Source organism: Nocardia citri (genome assembly GCF_054065835.1).
This window is the reverse complement of record NZ_JBSUQM010000003.1, coordinates 303260-319636: the sequence shown is the minus strand read 5'-3', so window position 1 is coordinate 319636 and position 16377 is coordinate 303260. Positions and strand designations below refer to the sequence as shown.

The following is a 16377-nucleotide window of genomic DNA, read 5'->3' as shown; positions in this document are numbered from 1 at the left end:
GCAATGAAAGAGAGTGCAATGAGATTCGGATTCGACAACGAACAGTTGGCGCTGCGGGACGCGGTCCGGGGGCTGTTCGAGCGCCACGCGCCGCTCGACGGCACCCGTGACGGGTTCGACGATCATGCCCAGCGGGACCTCTGGGCACGGATGAACAAGATGGGGCTGCCCGGCCTGCTGCTGCCCGGCACGGCGGGTGGCGCCGACGCCACGCTGCTCGAACTCGGTGTGGTTCTGCTCGAGGCCGGGCGGATTCTGCTGCCCGGCCCGCTGCTCGCATCTGCGGGGCTGGCCGCCTGCTTGCTCCAGGCCGGCGACCCGGAACACGCAGCGGGCCCGGTGGCGCGGCTCGCCTCCGGCGAGTCGATCGGAGCAGCGGCCGTCCGCTCAGCGAGGCTTGCGGTTCACGGCGCCGACGATCGGGTGCGGCTCACCGGCGACACCGGCCCGGTGCTGAGTGGCGACGTCGCGGACCTGCTGGTGCTTGCATGCCCTGGCGATCGTGAACATCCGCTGGTCGTCGCGGATCTCACCGGCCCTGGGGTGCGCCGCCGAAGCACCCGCGGGGTCGATCCCTCGCGCGTATTCGCCGAGTTCACCTTCGCCGATGCCGCGGCGGTCGCGGTACCCGCCGACCCGGCGGCGCTGGACCGCGCGATGGCCGCAGCAGCGCTGTGCCTGGCCGCCGAGCAGGTCGGGTCATCCGAAGAGGTGCTCCAGATGACCGTGGACTACGCACTGGCCCGGCACCAATTCGGTCGCCCTATCGGGGCGTTTCAGGCAGTCAAGCACCGATGTGCGGACATGTTCGTGGACGTGGAGCGTGCGCGGGCCGCGGTGCTGGCCGCCACCGCCGACCATGCGGCAGGACACGGCGATCCGGTCGACGCCTTCCTGGCCGCTCAGACGGCCTCCCGTTCGTTCGGCCGTGTTGTGCGCAGTTCCGTGCAGGTGCACGGCGCGATCGGATTCACCTGGGAGCACGATGTGCCGCGCTTCCTCAAACGGTCGCTGTCCACTGCGGCGGTAGTGGCCGACTTCGCGCCGACCGAACGCGCGGCGCGAAGCCTGGATGCGGCCAGCGGAGCGATCGCATGAGGCACACGTACTCCCGTGCGCAGATCGAGGAACTCGGTGAGCTCTACCGTAACTGGGGCCGTTGGGGTAGCGACGACGAGGCAGGAACCATGAACCTGGTCGATGGGGCACGAATCGCTCGCGCGGCGCGGCTGGTGCGGACCGGACGCGCATATTCGCTCGCGCTGCCGCTGGACCGGACCGGGCCGCAGACCGGGCGCGGGCGCACCGGCCGAACCAATACGCAGCACTACATGGCGCGCGACGGCGGCGACATCGCCGCCGACGCGGGCGAGCTGCCCCAGTTCGACGGCACGGACGATCTCGTCCACCTGTACCTGCAGGCGGGCACCCAATGGGACGCCCTGGCCCACGCCTTCTATGGCAAGCAGATGTACAACGGGCGTAGCACAGCGGACGTGACGAGCGCGGGCGCGCTTCGCAACTCGATCACAAGTATCAAAGACCGGGCGATCGGGCGCGGCGTGCTACTCGATATGGCGCGGTTCCGCGGGGTCGACTGGCTGGAGGCGGGCGACGCGATCGACACCGCCGATCTGCAGCGGTGTTCCGAGTCTCAGGGTGTAGAGGTCGGTCCCGGCGACTTCGTGCTGGTGCGCACCGGCCAGCTCGCCCAGGTCAAGGCTCGCGGCGAGTGGGGCGACTACGCCGGCGGCGACGCCCCGGGGTTGTCCGCGGACGCGGCGCACTTCCTGTGCGGTCACGACGTCGCCGCCGTCGCCTGTGACACCTGGGGGCTCGATGTCCGGCCATACGAGTCGGCCGAAGTGTTCGCGCCGCTCCACGTGATCCTGCTCGTCAATGCCGGGATCCACATCGGGGAGATGTGGGATCTCGAGGAGTTGGCAGGGGATTGCGCAGCGGACGGCGGCTACGAGTTCTTCCTGAACGCGGTCCCACTCACAATCACCGGCGCGGTCGGCTCGCCCCTGAATCCGATTGCGCTGAAATGAGATCTGGGTCGGTGGCACACGCGTGTGTTACCGCTCCAGATCTGCCAACGCCCCACCGCTCAGCTTGCGGGCGGATTGACCACCATTCTGCGGTGCCGGATCCGCCAGCGGCCGTCCACCCGGACAAGTTCGTCCTCGTAGTACCCGATCGAGTATGGGACCACTGCCGTGCCGGTATTGCGGAAGGCCACCAGCTCCGATCGACACGCGGCGTGGTCGGCGTCCTGGAAGTCGATGATCGGCGTTGAACAGAAACGAACACAGCTCCCCGTGCCGGGCGCGGGTACTCGGGTCGCCGATGTCGCATCGAAATAGGCCATGATCGCGGGCAGGCCCTCGCAGTGGATGTTCACGCCTTCCGCGCTCCATACCGCGTCCGTGGTCCAGATGCTTTCGAACGCGGCTCGATCGACCCTGTCCATCCCCCAGGCATAATTGCTGAACAATTCCGTGATGTGGAGGCGGTCCTCTGGGCTGCCTGATGTCATGCCGGTCTCCGGTTCCTCGTGTGTCGTTATTCAGGCCGTGGATTCGACCGCGTCCCGCAGCCGCTGGTCGCTCCGGCGATGCGCCGGGCGTCGGATCCGGCGTTCCCGTGCGGAGATCCGCCGGCCGAGCCGGGTCAGTGCCCAGTAGACGACCATGGCGGTGGGGAACGGAACCACAAGCTTCCCCGACGGTGTCTTGTAGTAGCTGGAAGTCGTCTTCCATACCGTCTTGCTCAGCGCGTGCTGCAGCCACCGGTTGTACAGCGTGTGGAAGATCTCCTTGGTCTCGATCGCCGTGACGCCGGTACGGCGCATCCGCTTGATGTCACGTACCGCGTAGTCCGCCTGGGTCTCCAGGTTGTAGACGATCGTCCCCATGTTGGTGTTGGGACCGAACAGCATGTAGAAGTTCGGGAACTCCGGCACCGTGATTCCGAGGAAGGCATCCGGCTCCCCGTTCCACCGCTCGTGGATCGAGCGACCGCCCCTGCCGCGCAGCTCGATCTCCCCGAGATACTCCGCGGCGCGGAATCCGGTGGCCAGCACGATCGCATCGAACGCGTGTTCGTGTCCGGTCACATCGATCAGGCCCCGTGAGGTGACCCGTTGGACCGCACGCGGTAAGAACGTCACGTTTTCCCGCAGCAGGGTCTCGTAGAAGCCGGTGGCGCGAACCGGCCGCTTTCCGAAGAAGGGGTGATTCGGGGTGACCGCCTCGCGCAGCTCCGGCCGATTGTGAAAGGTTGAGGCGATGTATTCCTCGCCCTGTGCCTGCGCGGCGGCATTCTGCTCGGTACCGGGCTGCATCTGTTTCCCGCCCCAGAACCTTATTTGCTCACGCAGGAAGCTGCGGTACCGCTCCGCCCGATAGTGGCGTGAATTTCGCAGCCGGGCCCGCTCGGCCGGGGCGAGATCCCGCTCCCCCTTCGGGGTCACCCATCCCGGATCCCGCTGGAAGATGGTCAGGTGCTTGACCTGAGGTGCCAGCGCGGTGGCGAGCTGCGCGCCGGTCGAACCAGTCCCGACGATCGCGACGCTCGCGTACGTCAGATCATGCTCGTGTTCCCAGCGCGCGGTGTGGAACAGGGGCCCCTCGAAGGAGTCGAGGCCGGGCCAGTCCGGGTAGCGGGGTACGTTGAAAAGCCCGACCGCAGAGATCACGGCATCGAATTCTTCGACCGTTCCATCCGCGAGCTGCACATCGTATCCATGTCGGTCGTCGTCCCAGACCAGCGACCGAACCGTGGTCCCGAAACGTATGTGCGGGCCGATCCCGAAATCGTCCACCACGCTCTCGAGGTATTCGAGCAGGTCGGGCTGCCTGCCGTGGGTTCGCGGCCAGTCGAAATAACGGAAGGAATACGAGTACCAATGTGACGGTGTGTCGACTTCGGCGCCGGGATAGGTGTTGTCCCGCCAGACCCCACCGGCCCGGTCGGCCTTCTCGAATACCGTGAACGACCCTATTCCCGCCGTGACGAGCTTGACGGCGGCGGCGATTCCACCGAATCCCGCGCCGATGATCGCCACCCGGGGCCCGCGTGTATCCGGGCTTCCTCGGCCATAACTCAGCATTTCCTGCCCCTTCGTTTCGGATCGGCAGCGACGCTAATCACCGCCGCAAGCGCCCGGCACCGAGCGATCCGCTGCCGTTGTACCGGTCTCCAACGCGCACCGGGATCAGATGTCCCCCGCTTCGCACAACACGCTCAATCGCGCCTCGTTCACACCGAGTGCGCCGTAGATCTCCGCGTTGTGCGCTCCCAGTTCCCACGGACCGGTCCACCGGACCCGGCCCGGGGTCCGGTCCAGCCGCGGCACCACGCCCGGCGACAGGAACTCGCCGATCTCGTCGTCATAGTGGGGCACCAGCGACTCCCGAGCCCGGAAATGCGGGTCGGCGACGATATCCGCGACGGTGTAGACCGGGCCTGCGGCTACTTCGGCGGCCGCGAGTATCGTGTCCAGTTCGGCCGCGTCGTGCTGGACCGCCCAGTCGGCGACGAGTCGTTCCAGTTCGTCCTGGTTCTCGGCGCGCCCGATATGGTTCTCGTAACGGGAATCGTCGGCGAGTTCGGGCTGTCCCATCGCGGCGCACAGCCGGCGGAAGATCTGATCCTGGTTCGCGGCGATCGCCACCCATTTCCCGTCGCGTGAACGGAAGAGGTTCGACGGCGATACCCCGGGCAGTCCGGTGCCCGAGGGTTCGCGGATCTGCCCGAGAACGTCGTACTCGGCGAACGAGCTCTCCAACAGGGCCATGCATGATTCCGCCAGCGACGCGTCCACGACCTGGCCACGGCCGCTGCGGACGCGCTCGTGCAGCGCGGCCAGCACACCGTGCGCGGCGAACATCCCGGCGAGCGAGTCCCCCAGCGAGATCCCGCTGCGCGGTGGCGGCATATCGGGGTGACCGTTGATGTAGCGCAGACCGCCCATTGCCTCGCCTACCGCGGCGTATCCGGCGCGGTTCGCGTAGGGGCCGGTCTGCCCGAATCCGGAGATCCGCGCGAGTATCAAGCCCGCGTTGTCCCGGGCGAGCCGGTCGTAGCCGAGTCCCCACTTCTCCAGCGTGCCCGGGCGGAAGTTCTCCACGATCACGTCCGCGCTATCGCTCAGACGCAGGAACAGCTCCCGGCCCGCGTCGGTGCGCAGATTCGCGGTCACCAGTTTCTTGTTGCGGGCGGTCACCGGCCACCACAGCGCACGACCCGCGCGGGTAGTGCCACGGCCCCAGTGCCGCATCGGGTCGGGCCGGTCCGGCGCCTCGACCTTGATCACCTCGGCGCCGAGGTCGGCCATGATCCGGGTCGCAGTCGAGGCTGCCAGAATCGATCCGAGTTCGATAACCCGGAGTCCTTCGAGCGGGCCCGCACCGGTCGCGGTGCCGGGATGGCCAGTTTCGGTCATCGGTACTCCTCGATTCGACGGCCCGGCACTCATCGCGCCCGGCTCCACTCGGCGGACGTGGCCAGCTCGATGAAGAATCCGAGCGACCGCGGATTGGCAAGCGCGTCCACGCTCACCACGGTGGGCACCTCATCGCCCATCAGGATGCGTTTGACCGGCACCTCCAGCGGCTTGCCCGATAGGGTCCTGGGCACCTCGGGAATCGCGACCACCCGATCCGGGACATGCCGAGGTGAGCACTCTTGCCGGATCCGGCCGCGGATAGTGCGGGTCATCTCCTCGTCCAGGACCGCGCCGGCACATGGCACCACGAACAACACGATCCAGCCGTGCGTCCCCGGCCGGGGGACATCGACCACGAGCGCGTCCGCCACCTCTTCCAGATTCGTCAGCGCCCGGTAGATCTCGCTGGTTCCGATCCGGACACCCCCGCGGTTGATTGTCGAATCGGACCGGCCATGGATCACGGCGCCGCCGTTCTCGGTCATCTCGACCCAGTCGCCGTGCCGCCAGATGCCGGGATACATGTCGAAGTAGGACGAACGCAGCCGTTCACCGGACTCGTCGCCCCACAACCAGATCGGCATGGACGGCATCGGCTGGGTCACCACGAGCTCACCGACCGCACCCCGCAGCGGCCGGCCCTGCGGATCCCACGCAGCGACCGCGGCGCCGAGGGCGGGGGCCTGGAGCTCACCCCGGCGCACCGGCAACGTCGGGACTCCTGCCAGGAAAGACGAGCAGACGTCCGTACCACCGCTGGTCGAGAAGAGCCAAATATCCCGTCCGATCCGCTCGTACACCCAGTCGAATGCCTCGGGCGCAAGCGGGGAACCGGTCGAGCCCACCGCGCGCAACGCGCTGAGATCGAACTGCTCGGCGGGTGCGATATCGGTCTTGGCGCACGCCCCCAGGAAACTGGCGCTGGTCCCCAAACAGGTGATCCCAGCCTTTTCGGCCAGCTGCCACAGCACCTCCGGCCCGGGGTACATGGGGTTGCCGTCGAACAACACGATCGAGGCGGGCGTGAGCAGACACCCGACCAGGAAGTTCCACATTGTCCAGCCGGTGGTGGTGAACCAGAAGATCCGGTCGCCCTCCCGCGCGTCCACATGCAGCGACATCATCTTGAGGTGCTCCAGCAGGATTCCGCCCTGGCTGTGCACGATCGCCTTGGGCAGTCCGGTGGTGCCGCTGCTGTAGAGCACCCAGAGCGGATCTCCGAACGGCACGTCCACGAACTCGAGCTCACCCGCCTCCCCCGCACCCACGAGTTCCGCCCACGGCCGGGTGCCTGGTATCGGCTCCTCGTTCAGATACGAAAGTCCGAACGTCACCTCCACGCTGGGTAGTCCGGCGATCAGCTCATGCACCACCGAGCGGCGATCGAAATCCTTGCCGCCATAACGGTATCCGTCGACACAGAGCAGCACCTTCGGCTCGATCTGCGAAAACCGGTCGAGCACGGCACGGACTCCGAACTCCGGTGCGGCACTCGACCACACCGCGCCGATCGACGCGCAGGCAAGGAAGGCCGCGACGGTTTCCGGCAGATTGGGCAGGTACGCCGCGACAACATCACCCGGCACCACTCCGGCAGCGCGCAGCGTCCAAGCGATTCCGGCGCTCGCGCGCTCGAGTTCGCCCCAGGTCAGTGCAGCCAGCCCGCGGATCTCCGAGGCGTACTGGAGCGCGAGCTGATCGGGTCGGCGGCCTCGGAACACGTGCCGGGCGTAGTTCAGGGACGCGCCGGGGAACCATTCGGTACCCGGCATCGCCCGGCTCCCGAGCACGCTGCGATACGCCACAGACGCCTCGACATCGAAGTAGTCCCAGATGCTCTCCCAGAATCCCTCGATGTCGCGCACGGACCATTCCCATAGGTCGTGGTATCCGTCGAACTGCACGCCCGTCCTCGCGGCCGCCCAGTTGAGGTACCGCGTCATCGCAGCATTTTCTACGAGATCGGCACTGGGCGTCCACGCCGGCGCGGCCACGGCTCGCTCACTAGTAGTTCTCATGGATCACACGGTGTCCCCCGGTGCGCGGCCTGTCGATCCGCGCCGCGACCGCACCTGTCCCGATCTACAAGACATCTCCGCATCGCGCGCGGGCAGCAGCACGGGGCACGGGCCGATCCGGCATCCGTTCCGGGCGCAATCTGTTCAACCGGAAGCAGTTCCAGTACAGGCACTCGGTCGGCCACCGACGCCAGGCGGTCCGCCCGGCAACGCCCCTCTCGATCGCGGTGGCATCGGCTCCGCGCCGCTGAAACGTCCGGTTGTCGATCTCTCCAAGAATCCTGCGGCACTCGAACCGCCCGGAAAATCGCGGCACATCCGGGTTCCGGGCCGACACAGCGCCGACCACGAAATACCGAACAAAAGGAATCTCCAGCGACGACGACGTGCCCGCTGGCGACTGCGGAGACCCCACACCTTCGGACCCCCCTGCGCGAGCCCGCGGACCGAGGGTCCCGATCGTTGGAGAAGTCACCAGCCCGATGCGTCCAGCCGGTCGCCAGGACGTGGTCGCGACCCACATCGTGTCGGACATCACATCGCGACCGACCAGGAGACACGATGACGCTGACGTTCGACATGATTCCGGAAATCGACCTGACTGCCGAACAGTTCCAAGGAGGTGTGCGCGCCGCCGAAGCAGCCTATGCCGGATATCGGGACGGTATCGGCTACGTGCGGAGCCAGCGCGGACTGGAGCCGTTGTCGTACGCCGAATCCGCGCGGGTGATGCGCGATCCGCGGTTCAACGCCTCGGTGGCGTCCCGGCTCGGTGGTGTCGGCATCACCAGCGGTGTCGTCTACGAGACCTTCGTCAACGCGTTGCAGAACCGGGAGGGTGCCGCACACACGGTCGCCAGGAAGGCCGCCAACCCGTGGTTCAACGCGACGAACGCGAATAATCTCCGGGCCCACGTGCGCCGCTGGGTCGGTGAATGGCTGGACGAGCAAATGGATTCCGACATCGTGGACTTCCACAATGCGGTCGGTCGCCGGCTCCCGTCCACGTTGTTCTGCCAGATGGCGGGGGTGCCGCTCGATCGCTGGACCGAGATCGCACAGTGGTCCGAGGACGTCCTGCTGATGGCGCAGGCAGCCAACCTCGAGTACCGCGAGATCGTCGAGCGGTCAGCGCAGCAGGCCAAAGTGCTCATCGAAGAGCGGCTGGCAGCGTGCCGCATCACCCCTGGTGATGATCTCTTCTCATTCCTCGTGCAGGCGCGAGACCGCGGCGAGATCAACGACGACGATGTCATGGCCGTGGTGTGGCTCGCACTGTTCGGCAGCACGGACACCACCAACGGCCAGCTCAACCTGCACCTGCTGACCCTGGCCAAGCATCCCGAAGCCTGGCAGCAGATGCAGGCCGATCCGAGCCTGATCCCGAACGCCGTGCTCGAACTGTCCCGTTTCAACCCGAATGTGTGGGCGGTGATGCGCTCCCCCAAGGAGCCTCTGGACTATCACGGCATCCCGCTCGTCCAGACGGACATCCTGTGGCCGAATGTCTTTGCCGCGAACCGTGATCCCTCGGTTTTCACCGACCCGGGACGGCTGGACATCACCCGGGCGAACAGTGGCCAGCTGCTCAACTTCGCGACCGGCACACACAGCTGCCTGGGCCGGATGATCACGCTGATGGAACAGGAGGAGGTACTGCGGGCACTGGTGGATCGCTGGGACGGATGCGAGATCGTGACGGCGAAGTTCGGCGGATCGATGTATGCGGCGCGCGCCGAGGAACTCACCGTGCGTTTCGTTACCGCGAACGCCTGACCCGCGAACCCGTCATCCGAGCCACCGCGGCGACGAAACCAAGAAAGAAACGCCGATGCGATCGGTCTACCTGAATGAACCAGACGCCGATAATCCGATACGTGCCGTGCAGTACGGCGACCGGCCGCTGGCCGAGGCCCCCGCGGGATGGACCACGGTACGGGTCGAAGCGGCGTCACTGAATCGGCACGATCTGTTCGCGCTCAGTGGAGTCGGGCCCGCGGTGAATCACCTGCCGATCGTCCTGGGCAGCGACGCAGCCGGAGTGGATGAGGACGGCCGCGCCGTCCTCGTTTATCCGGTGATCCAGGACCGGACCGGTCCGTCCCTGTTGTCCGAGCGCCATCATGGCACCTTTGCCGATTATGTCAATGTTCCCCGCGCCAATCTCGTTCCCATCCCCCCGGGAATGACCTTCGAGGAAGCGGCGTGCCTGCCGACCGCATGGCTGACCGCGTACTCGATGCTGTTCTCCCGGGCTCGGGTCGGACCGGGCGACACCGTACTCGTGCAAGGCTCGGGTGGCGGGCTGTCCAGCGCCTTGATCATGCTCGCCGCGGCCGCGGGAGCACGGGTCTGGGTGACCGGAACCACCGAAGCCAAGAAGGCATACGCCAGCTCCATAGGGGCGGAGCGAGTCTTCGACCCGGGTGCGAGGCTCCCGGAGTCCGTCGGGTACGTGATGGACTCGGTCGGCGCCTCGACATGGCAGCACTCCATCAACTGCCTCGCACCGGGGGGCACCATGGTGGTATCCGGAGCCACCAGCGGATTCGAGGCCACGGTCGACATCCTGTGGATCTTCGCCAAGCAGCTGTCGATTCTCGGGGCGTCGCTGGGGACAGCCGCCGAGCTCGGCGAATTGATCGGCTTCTGCGTCCGGCACGGAATTCGTCCGCCCATCCACGGCACCTTCGCGCTCAGCGAGGCGAGTGCTGCCTTCCGCACCATGCGGGACGGCACCGCTATGGGGAAGTTGCTGCTGGTTCCCGATCGCCTTTGACGGCCGATCACCCGTTCTCACGATTTCTGTCCGAAAGCGAGCACCGTATGACCACGATCGACGTCCGCGGCGATCAACTGCACTTCGTCGACCACGCCCCGGAGCCTGGGCCCACGCATCGGCTCCCGATGGTGTGGCTGCACGGCTTCTCCTTCAACGCCGCACTGTACGAGCCGGTGATCGAGCAACTTCGCGGCCACCGGCACATCGCCATCGACATGCGCGGACACGGCAAGTCGGCCGGGGCCGACACCGATATGACCTTCGATCGCATCGTCAGCGATGTGCACGCGATCGTCTCCGGGCTCTGCATCGACCGCTTCATCATGGTCGGCCATTCCATCGGTAACGCCGTCGGTATGCGCGTCGCCGCCACCCACCCGGATATGGTGGCAGCCGGGGTGGCGATCGCAGGCGTTCCGGCCATCGGGATGCCAGCAGCGGCCCGGGCGGGACTCGCCGCCATCCAGGACACCGCGGGCGACGTAGACGCGTTCCGGACGACCTTCACCGCCTTGTTCCGGCACCCCGGCCACGACGAGTTGATTGGTTCGGCTGCGCGCACTGCCGCCGAGATGTCCGCCGCCGGCCTCGCGCTGGCCGCGAACGAGCCGATGCGTGACGACTCCGACCTTCTCGTCGGCGCGGTCACCCAGCCATGGCTGTTCCTGGTCCCGGGTGCCGACGATGCCGTTCCCAGCTCTCTGCAGCGGGCCGGCGCCGAACTCTTCACGAACGGCACCATCGTCGAGCTTCCCGGCGAGGGGCATGCCCTCCCCCAGGAACGACCCGAGCTCGTGGCCCAGCACATCGAGACCTTCCTGGCCGGACTGGCCGCTGTTCGAGCCGTCTGACCGGAAAGAGCGGAGAGAGACATGATCGTCGAACTGCCGGTATCCGGCACCCGTATAGAGGTCGATTTCGACACCGAGAAAGTTCGCCTGAAGTTCGCGGAAGAACGCGCCAAACGGCTCCGGACCGATCCGATGCGGCAGTTCCAGGGGCTCACCGACACCGCCGACATCGATTCGGCCGATCCCTGGACCGTGCCGGTCGAGCGCGACCCGGTGCACGAGACCGTCGAGGTGGCCGTACTCGGCGGTGGGTTCGGCGGGCTGTTGGCCGGGGCGCACCTACGCAAGAACGGCCTCGGCGACTTCCGGATCGTCGAGGAGGGCGGGGACTTCGGTGGAACCTGGTACTGGAACCGCTATCCCGGCCTCGAATGCGACGTCGAGTCCTACATGTACCTGCCTCTGCTCGAGGACACCGGCTACCTGCCGACCCAGCGGTTCGTGACCGGTACCGAGGTACGCGAACACGCGCAGCGCATCGGGCGCCACTTCGACCTGTATCGCACCGCACTGTTCCAGACGACGGTGACCGGTGTGCGGTGGCTCGATGACGAGTCGCGCTGGCAGGTGAGCACCAATCGCGGGGACACTATCCGAGCACGATTCCTCTTGCGTGCCAACGGTCCACTGAATAAGCCGCAGATTCCGCGGGTGACGGGCATCGGTAGCTTCCGCGGAAAGATCATGCACACCACCCGCTGGGACTACGACTACACGGGCGGCGGCCCGGACGGCGGGCTCGACCAGCTCGCAGACAAGACCGTCGCCCTTGTCGGCACCGGCGCGACAGGCGTTCAGGCCATGCCACACCTCGCCGGCGCAGCGAAGAAGCTCTACGTCGTGCAGCGCACACCGACCAATGTCATGCCACGGCACAACCGCCCCACCGCCCCGGACTGGGCTGCGACGCTGATAGCCGGCTGGCAGGACGCCCGCATCCACAACTTCGTTCGGATCACCAACGGATTCCCGGAGGACGTCGATCTCGTCGACGACGCCTGGACCTCGATCACCACGACTGCCTCCGGCCAGCACCTGGTCGACGTGCCGGTATCCACGCTGCCGCCCGAGGACCAGGCCGCTCTCGCCGAGATCTCCGACATGCAGCGCGTGCTGCGGACCCACGACCTGATCGACACCATTGTCGAGAATCCGGATACCGCAGCCGCATTGAAGCCGTGGTACGGCGTCATGTGCAAGCGGCCGTGTTTCAACGACAACTACCACAGGTCCTTCAACCTCGACACTGTCGAGCTCGTCCACTCTCCCGCAGGACTGGAGCAGATCACCGAGACCGGATTCGTCGTAGACGGCGTGCACTACGAGACCGACTGCATCGTCTTCGCGACCGGATTCGAAACCGGTAGTTCCACGGCGAGCCGATATGGTTACGACATCGTCGGACGCGGCGGCACCTCGATGCGAGAACGCTTCGCGGGCGGGCACCAGACGCTGCACGGATTCTTCTCCCGCGACTTCCCCAACTATCTCGAACTCGGCCTGAGCCAGAACGCCTTCACGATCAGTTTCGTCTACATGCTCGACCGGAAAGCGCGGCATGCCGCACGCATAATCGCATACGCGAAGGAACACGGCATCGCATGCCTCGAGCCCCGAACGACGGCACAGGAAGCCTGGGTGGCAGAGACCAAGAGAAAGCTCGAAACCAGGCTTCCCTACTACACCACCTGCACTCCGGGGTTCTACAACGGGCAAGGAGATCTCGCGCACAGCTTCTTCTCCGACATCTACAACGGAACCGAGGTCGAATACTGGGACATGATCGAAAACTGGTGGGAAGAAAAGGCATTCGACGGGCTCGAGCTCTCACCGGATCCGGCCGTCGACGGGTGGCGGTGACCGTCATGCCCAGAAACCCGCACCGATCCACCCACAGAAGCGCCCGATGAACATCGAAGGCCAGGTTGCCCTGGTTACCGGTGGAGCATCAGGCCTTGGCCTCGCCACGGTGCGCCATCTCGCAGCGGCCGGCGCCCACGTTGTTCTGGTCGATCTCCCTCATTCGGCCGGAGAGGCGATAGCAGCAACCTCGAACGGCCACGTGCGATTCGCACCCGCCGATGTCACCGAGGTCGAAGCACTGCGATCGGCGTTCAGGCTGGCCGTCGACACCGGCCCGCTCCGTGCGGTCGTGCACGCGGCAGGAATCAGCACACCGGTGTCGCCATGGGGTGAGAAACCGCAGGAGGCTCTCGACCAGTTCCGGCGCATCGTCGAGGTCAACCTCACCGGGTGCTTCAACGTCGTCCAGCACGCCGCGCGCGTGATGTCGGCTTCCGAACTCCTCGACGGCGACCGCGGCGTGGTGGTGACCACGGCCTCCATTGCCGCATTCGACGGAGTCAATGTCGCCTACTCGGCATCCAAGGGCGGTGTCGCCGCGCTGACTCTCCCCGCAGCCCGGCAACTCGCGACGGCCGGCATCCGCGTCGTCAGCATCGCGCCCGGGCTGTTCGACACCCCAATGCTGACCGGAGCACAGGATTCGACGGCGAAACAGCTGATCAGCAGTATCCCGCATCCGAAGCGACTGGGGTACCCGGACGAGTTCGCCGCACTCGTCGGACACATCATCGCGAACCCGATGCTCAACGGAGGAACCATCCGTCTCGACGGTGCCCTGCGCGTTTCGCCGTGACAACGGCCGGTTCATCACCCCCGCCAGCGCGGGTACACAGCGGTTGGGGGCCGGCGTGGGCGTACCACCGATTCACCGATGCCGGCGTCTCCATCTATGTAGTCCGGCTCGAGCACACTCCGCGGAGACCACCCAGATCAACGTCCTGCTCGCTGACGGCCGCCGACGCCTGCGTCCCACGTCGTGGCGGGCGGCGCGGCTGCGGTTCTTGGAGCCGGACAGGCGACCGCGCCCGGGTCGGGTAGGTTTCGGCGCGTCACAGCCACACCGGTTTGTTCACCCCACCACTGGGAAGATGCTCGACCCGCAACCGGATGACGGTTCCGGAGATGATCGGCAACTCGGCTTCGTATCCGGCCCATGCTGCTCGGCGGGTCGAGATCGGATGCAACCGATCCCACGCCTGCGCGGTCGCCGTTCCGTAAAGCCTCGTGTCACAGGAAGTTTCAACGTCGGCATCGTGCCAGGTGGCCGGCCGGGTCGCCGAAGACGAACTCGCTGCCGGGTCCACCAGTCTGCCGTAATGCGCGGCGAGCTCGCCGTAGGTGCGGCGCATCTGGGTCTGGCACCGTATTTCCCGCCCGCACCGGGACGCGATGTGGTGCCGACGACCATCCCGAACTCGACAATGGTTCCAGTCCGCACGACGTAGCGAACTATCTCACCAAGAAATCCGTCGGGCGCATCATCGCCGAGTCACTGTCGTAACCGTAGCCGTTCCAAATCGCGCGTACGCTGACAACTCTGGCACCGAGTGCGAGGAGTTCACCGAGATGACCGACCCCGTGCAAGGTTTGACGGGTACGCTCATCTCGCCGATCCGGGGCGCCGGAATGCTCGGCGAAGTATTGGTTGCGATTCGCGGGGGCACGGAGATATATATCGCGCGGGCGGCCGAGCCGATCTCGGCCGGTGCAACCGTCCTGATCATCGCGGTACAGCCGGGCCGCATCGTCGATGTGGTGCCGTGGATTCCGCTGGAACCCGTCCCCATCGACGACATCTGACCCGCGATCGAAGTTTGTGAACTGCTAGGGAGGCACTGTGCTGGGTTATCACGTTCCGGATCCTGACGAGGCGATGCTGGTCAGTGGTGGTAAGAGCAAGGACAACGCGCCCTTCGGCGTAGTCATCGGGCGCGGCAAATGGGTGATGCCGTTCTTCCGCAAGGTGAGTTATCTGTCGCTTGCCATGTTCGAGGCCGAGATCAAGGAGCGCTGCGTCACCAAGCAGGCCATCCAGCTCGAGGTGCGCGCGGTGATCGCATTCAAGGTCGCAAACGACACCCAGTCGATCGTCAATGCGGCCCAACGCTTTCTATCCGAACAGGAGCGGGAGATGTCGGTGCTGACCGGCCGAATCTTCTCCGGGCACCTACGCTCGATCGTCGGCTCGATGACGGTAGAGGAGATCATCCGCGAACGCCAGCGGCTCGCCGACGAGGTGCTGGTGGCATCCAAGGTGGAGATGAGCAACATCGGCCTATGGGTGGATTCATTCCAAATCCAATCCATCGATGACGGCAATCTCGGGTACATCACCGCACTGGCCGCACCGCACAACGCGGCTGTGCAGCGCGATGCGCAGATCGCGCAATCCCAGGCCGCGCAGCACGCCGCCGAGGCCGAGCAGGAATCGCTGCGCCGCCGAGCCGAATATCAGCGCGAGACCGCCATTCTCCAGGCGCAGTATCAGCAGGATATCGATAAGGCCAATGCCGAAGCGGCGCAGGCCGGTCCGCTGGCCGAGGCCAGGGCCATGCAGGAGGTACTCACCGCGCAGGCCGAACAGGCACGCAAAGAGGCCGAGCTGCGCGAGCAGCAGCTGCAGGCCGAAGTCGTGAAACCCGCTCAGGCCGAAGCGGAACGGGTGCGTATCCTCGCCGAGGCCGAGGCCGATCGGACCCGGATCCAGGCCGAGGCGGCGGCCTCGAACAATCGGATCGCATTGGACCAGCTGCTGATCGAGCAGCTGCCGGAAATCGTCAGGCAGGCATCCAACGGCCTGGCGAACGCCAACCTGACGGTGCTCAACGGACCCGATGGCGTCGGCGAATTGGTCAATGGAATGGTCGGTCAGGGCCTGACCGTATTCAACTCGTTACATAAAGCACTTTCATCCAACGACGGGGATAAGGGCTAAGGTGACCGAGTAGCGACGGCGCGAGGAGCGGGTGTTGGTGTCCATCGGGAAATTGGTGTCGTTCGACAGTTCGCGGGGATTCGGGTTCATTCGGCCCGATGATGGTGGCCCGGATGTGTTTGTTCATGTGAACGACATCGGACTGGACGAGGACGAACTGCGCCAGGGGCGGGTGTTCGAATTCGATGTGACCGAGGGGGATCGTGGTCCGAAGGCGGTCAACCTCGCCGTGGTCGGCGGTCAACCGCTACCACCCGCTCCTCGGCACAAGAAGGACAGAGCCGGCTCCGGCCAGCTGACTGCCTCCGAACACAAACGCCTGATCACCGAGCTACTACTGGACGCGAGCCCCGCTCTCACCGCCGGCGAGATTCTCACCATCCGTGATCGCCTCACCGCCTTCGCCGATCAGCACGGTTGGTTGGAATAGCGTGGCATCATCAGGATTGCCAACTCGACAACCGACCTCGTAC

The 16377-nt window shown here is 66.0% G+C and carries 15 protein-coding genes; 10 read left to right on the top strand and 5 right to left on the bottom strand.

The genetic code is table 11. The features are described 5' to 3' along the window. The first annotated feature begins 18 nt into the window (after positions 1–18). Together ACW2Q0_RS07385 and ACW2Q0_RS07380 are read left to right on the top strand one after the other, a co-directional pair. Positions 19–1098 carry an acyl-CoA dehydrogenase family protein gene (locus ACW2Q0_RS07385; protein WP_457187495.1) on the top strand — a complete coding sequence of 360 codons (1080 nt, stop codon included), beginning with the start codon at positions 19–21 and terminating at the stop codon, positions 1096–1098. Next, entirely contained in the window at positions 1095–2051 is a 957-nt protein-coding gene (locus ACW2Q0_RS07380; RefSeq protein WP_457187493.1) for a cyclase family protein, read from the top strand. Before ACW2Q0_RS07385 ends, ACW2Q0_RS07380 begins: the two co-directional genes overlap by 4 nt. A gap of 59 nt (positions 2052–2110) precedes the next feature. Here the strand turns inward: ACW2Q0_RS07380 and ACW2Q0_RS07375 are convergent, their stop codons facing one another. The 4 genes from ACW2Q0_RS07375 to ACW2Q0_RS07360 all read right to left on the bottom strand — a co-directional run bounded on the left by ACW2Q0_RS07375 (position 2111) and on the right by ACW2Q0_RS07360 (position 7470). Beyond that, a complete protein-coding gene (locus tag ACW2Q0_RS07375; RefSeq protein WP_457187491.1) occupies positions 2111–2539 on the bottom strand; it encodes a nuclear transport factor 2 family protein in 429 nt (142 codons plus the stop codon). A 30-nt stretch (positions 2540–2569) separates the two neighbouring features. Then, positions 2570–4114, bottom strand: coding sequence for a flavin-containing monooxygenase (locus ACW2Q0_RS07370; RefSeq protein WP_457187489.1), 1545 nt, complete (start codon positions 4112–4114; stop codon positions 2570–2572). Positions 4115–4219: 105 nt separating this feature from the next. After that, positions 4220–5449: a CaiB/BaiF CoA transferase family protein gene (locus tag ACW2Q0_RS07365; RefSeq protein ID WP_457187487.1), complete on the bottom strand. Its 1230-nt coding sequence runs from the start codon at positions 5447–5449 to the stop codon at positions 4220–4222. Positions 5450–5478: 29 nt separating this feature from the next. Further along, complete coding sequence (locus ACW2Q0_RS07360) at positions 5479–7470, bottom strand: acetoacetate--CoA ligase (protein WP_457187485.1); 1992 nt, start codon at positions 7468–7470, stop codon at positions 5479–5481. Positions 7471–8031: 561 nt separating this feature from the next. Here ACW2Q0_RS07360 and ACW2Q0_RS07355 point away from each other — a divergent pair. The 5 genes from ACW2Q0_RS07355 to ACW2Q0_RS07335 are packed head-to-tail and all read left to right on the top strand — an operon-like array spanning position 8032 to position 13762. Then, on the top strand, positions 8032–9246 hold the full coding sequence (locus tag ACW2Q0_RS07355; protein ID WP_457187483.1) for a cytochrome P450: 1215 nt from the start codon (positions 8032–8034) through the stop codon (positions 9244–9246). Between the two features lie 55 nt (positions 9247–9301). Next, on the top strand, positions 9302–10249 hold the full coding sequence (locus tag ACW2Q0_RS07350) for a zinc-binding dehydrogenase (protein WP_457187480.1): 948 nt from the start codon (positions 9302–9304) through the stop codon (positions 10247–10249). 47 nt (positions 10250–10296) lie between these two features. Next, positions 10297–11103 (top strand): alpha/beta fold hydrolase, encoded by an 807-nt coding sequence (locus ACW2Q0_RS07345; RefSeq protein WP_457187478.1) that lies wholly within the window; start codon positions 10297–10299, stop codon positions 11101–11103. Between the two features lie 21 nt (positions 11104–11124). Beyond that, positions 11125–12963 (top strand): flavin-containing monooxygenase, encoded by a 1839-nt coding sequence (locus ACW2Q0_RS07340; RefSeq protein WP_457187476.1) that lies wholly within the window; start codon positions 11125–11127, stop codon positions 12961–12963. A gap of 46 nt (positions 12964–13009) precedes the next feature. Further along, on the top strand, positions 13010–13762 hold the full coding sequence (locus ACW2Q0_RS07335) for an SDR family NAD(P)-dependent oxidoreductase (RefSeq protein WP_457187474.1): 753 nt from the start codon (positions 13010–13012) through the stop codon (positions 13760–13762). Between the two features lie 256 nt (positions 13763–14018). Here the strand turns inward: ACW2Q0_RS07335 and ACW2Q0_RS07330 are convergent, their stop codons facing one another. Beyond that, a complete protein-coding gene (locus ACW2Q0_RS07330; protein WP_457187472.1) occupies positions 14019–14318 on the bottom strand; it encodes a hypothetical protein in 300 nt (99 codons plus the stop codon). A gap of 217 nt (positions 14319–14535) precedes the next feature. Here ACW2Q0_RS07330 and ACW2Q0_RS07325 point away from each other — a divergent pair, with 217 nt between their 5' ends. From ACW2Q0_RS07325 to ACW2Q0_RS07315, 3 genes are read left to right on the top strand one after another with little or no spacing between them, the layout of a single operon-like run. Further along, positions 14536–14769, top strand: coding sequence for a hypothetical protein (locus ACW2Q0_RS07325; RefSeq protein WP_457187470.1), 234 nt, complete (start codon positions 14536–14538; stop codon positions 14767–14769). A gap of 37 nt (positions 14770–14806) precedes the next feature. Next, positions 14807–15904: an SPFH domain-containing protein gene (locus ACW2Q0_RS07320; RefSeq protein ID WP_457187468.1), complete on the top strand. Its 1098-nt coding sequence runs from the start codon at positions 14807–14809 to the stop codon at positions 15902–15904. Between the two features lie 31 nt (positions 15905–15935). Further along, entirely contained in the window at positions 15936–16334 is a 399-nt protein-coding gene (locus ACW2Q0_RS07315) for a cold-shock protein (RefSeq protein ID WP_457187466.1), read from the top strand. The last annotated feature ends 43 nt before the right edge of the window (positions 16335–16377 follow it).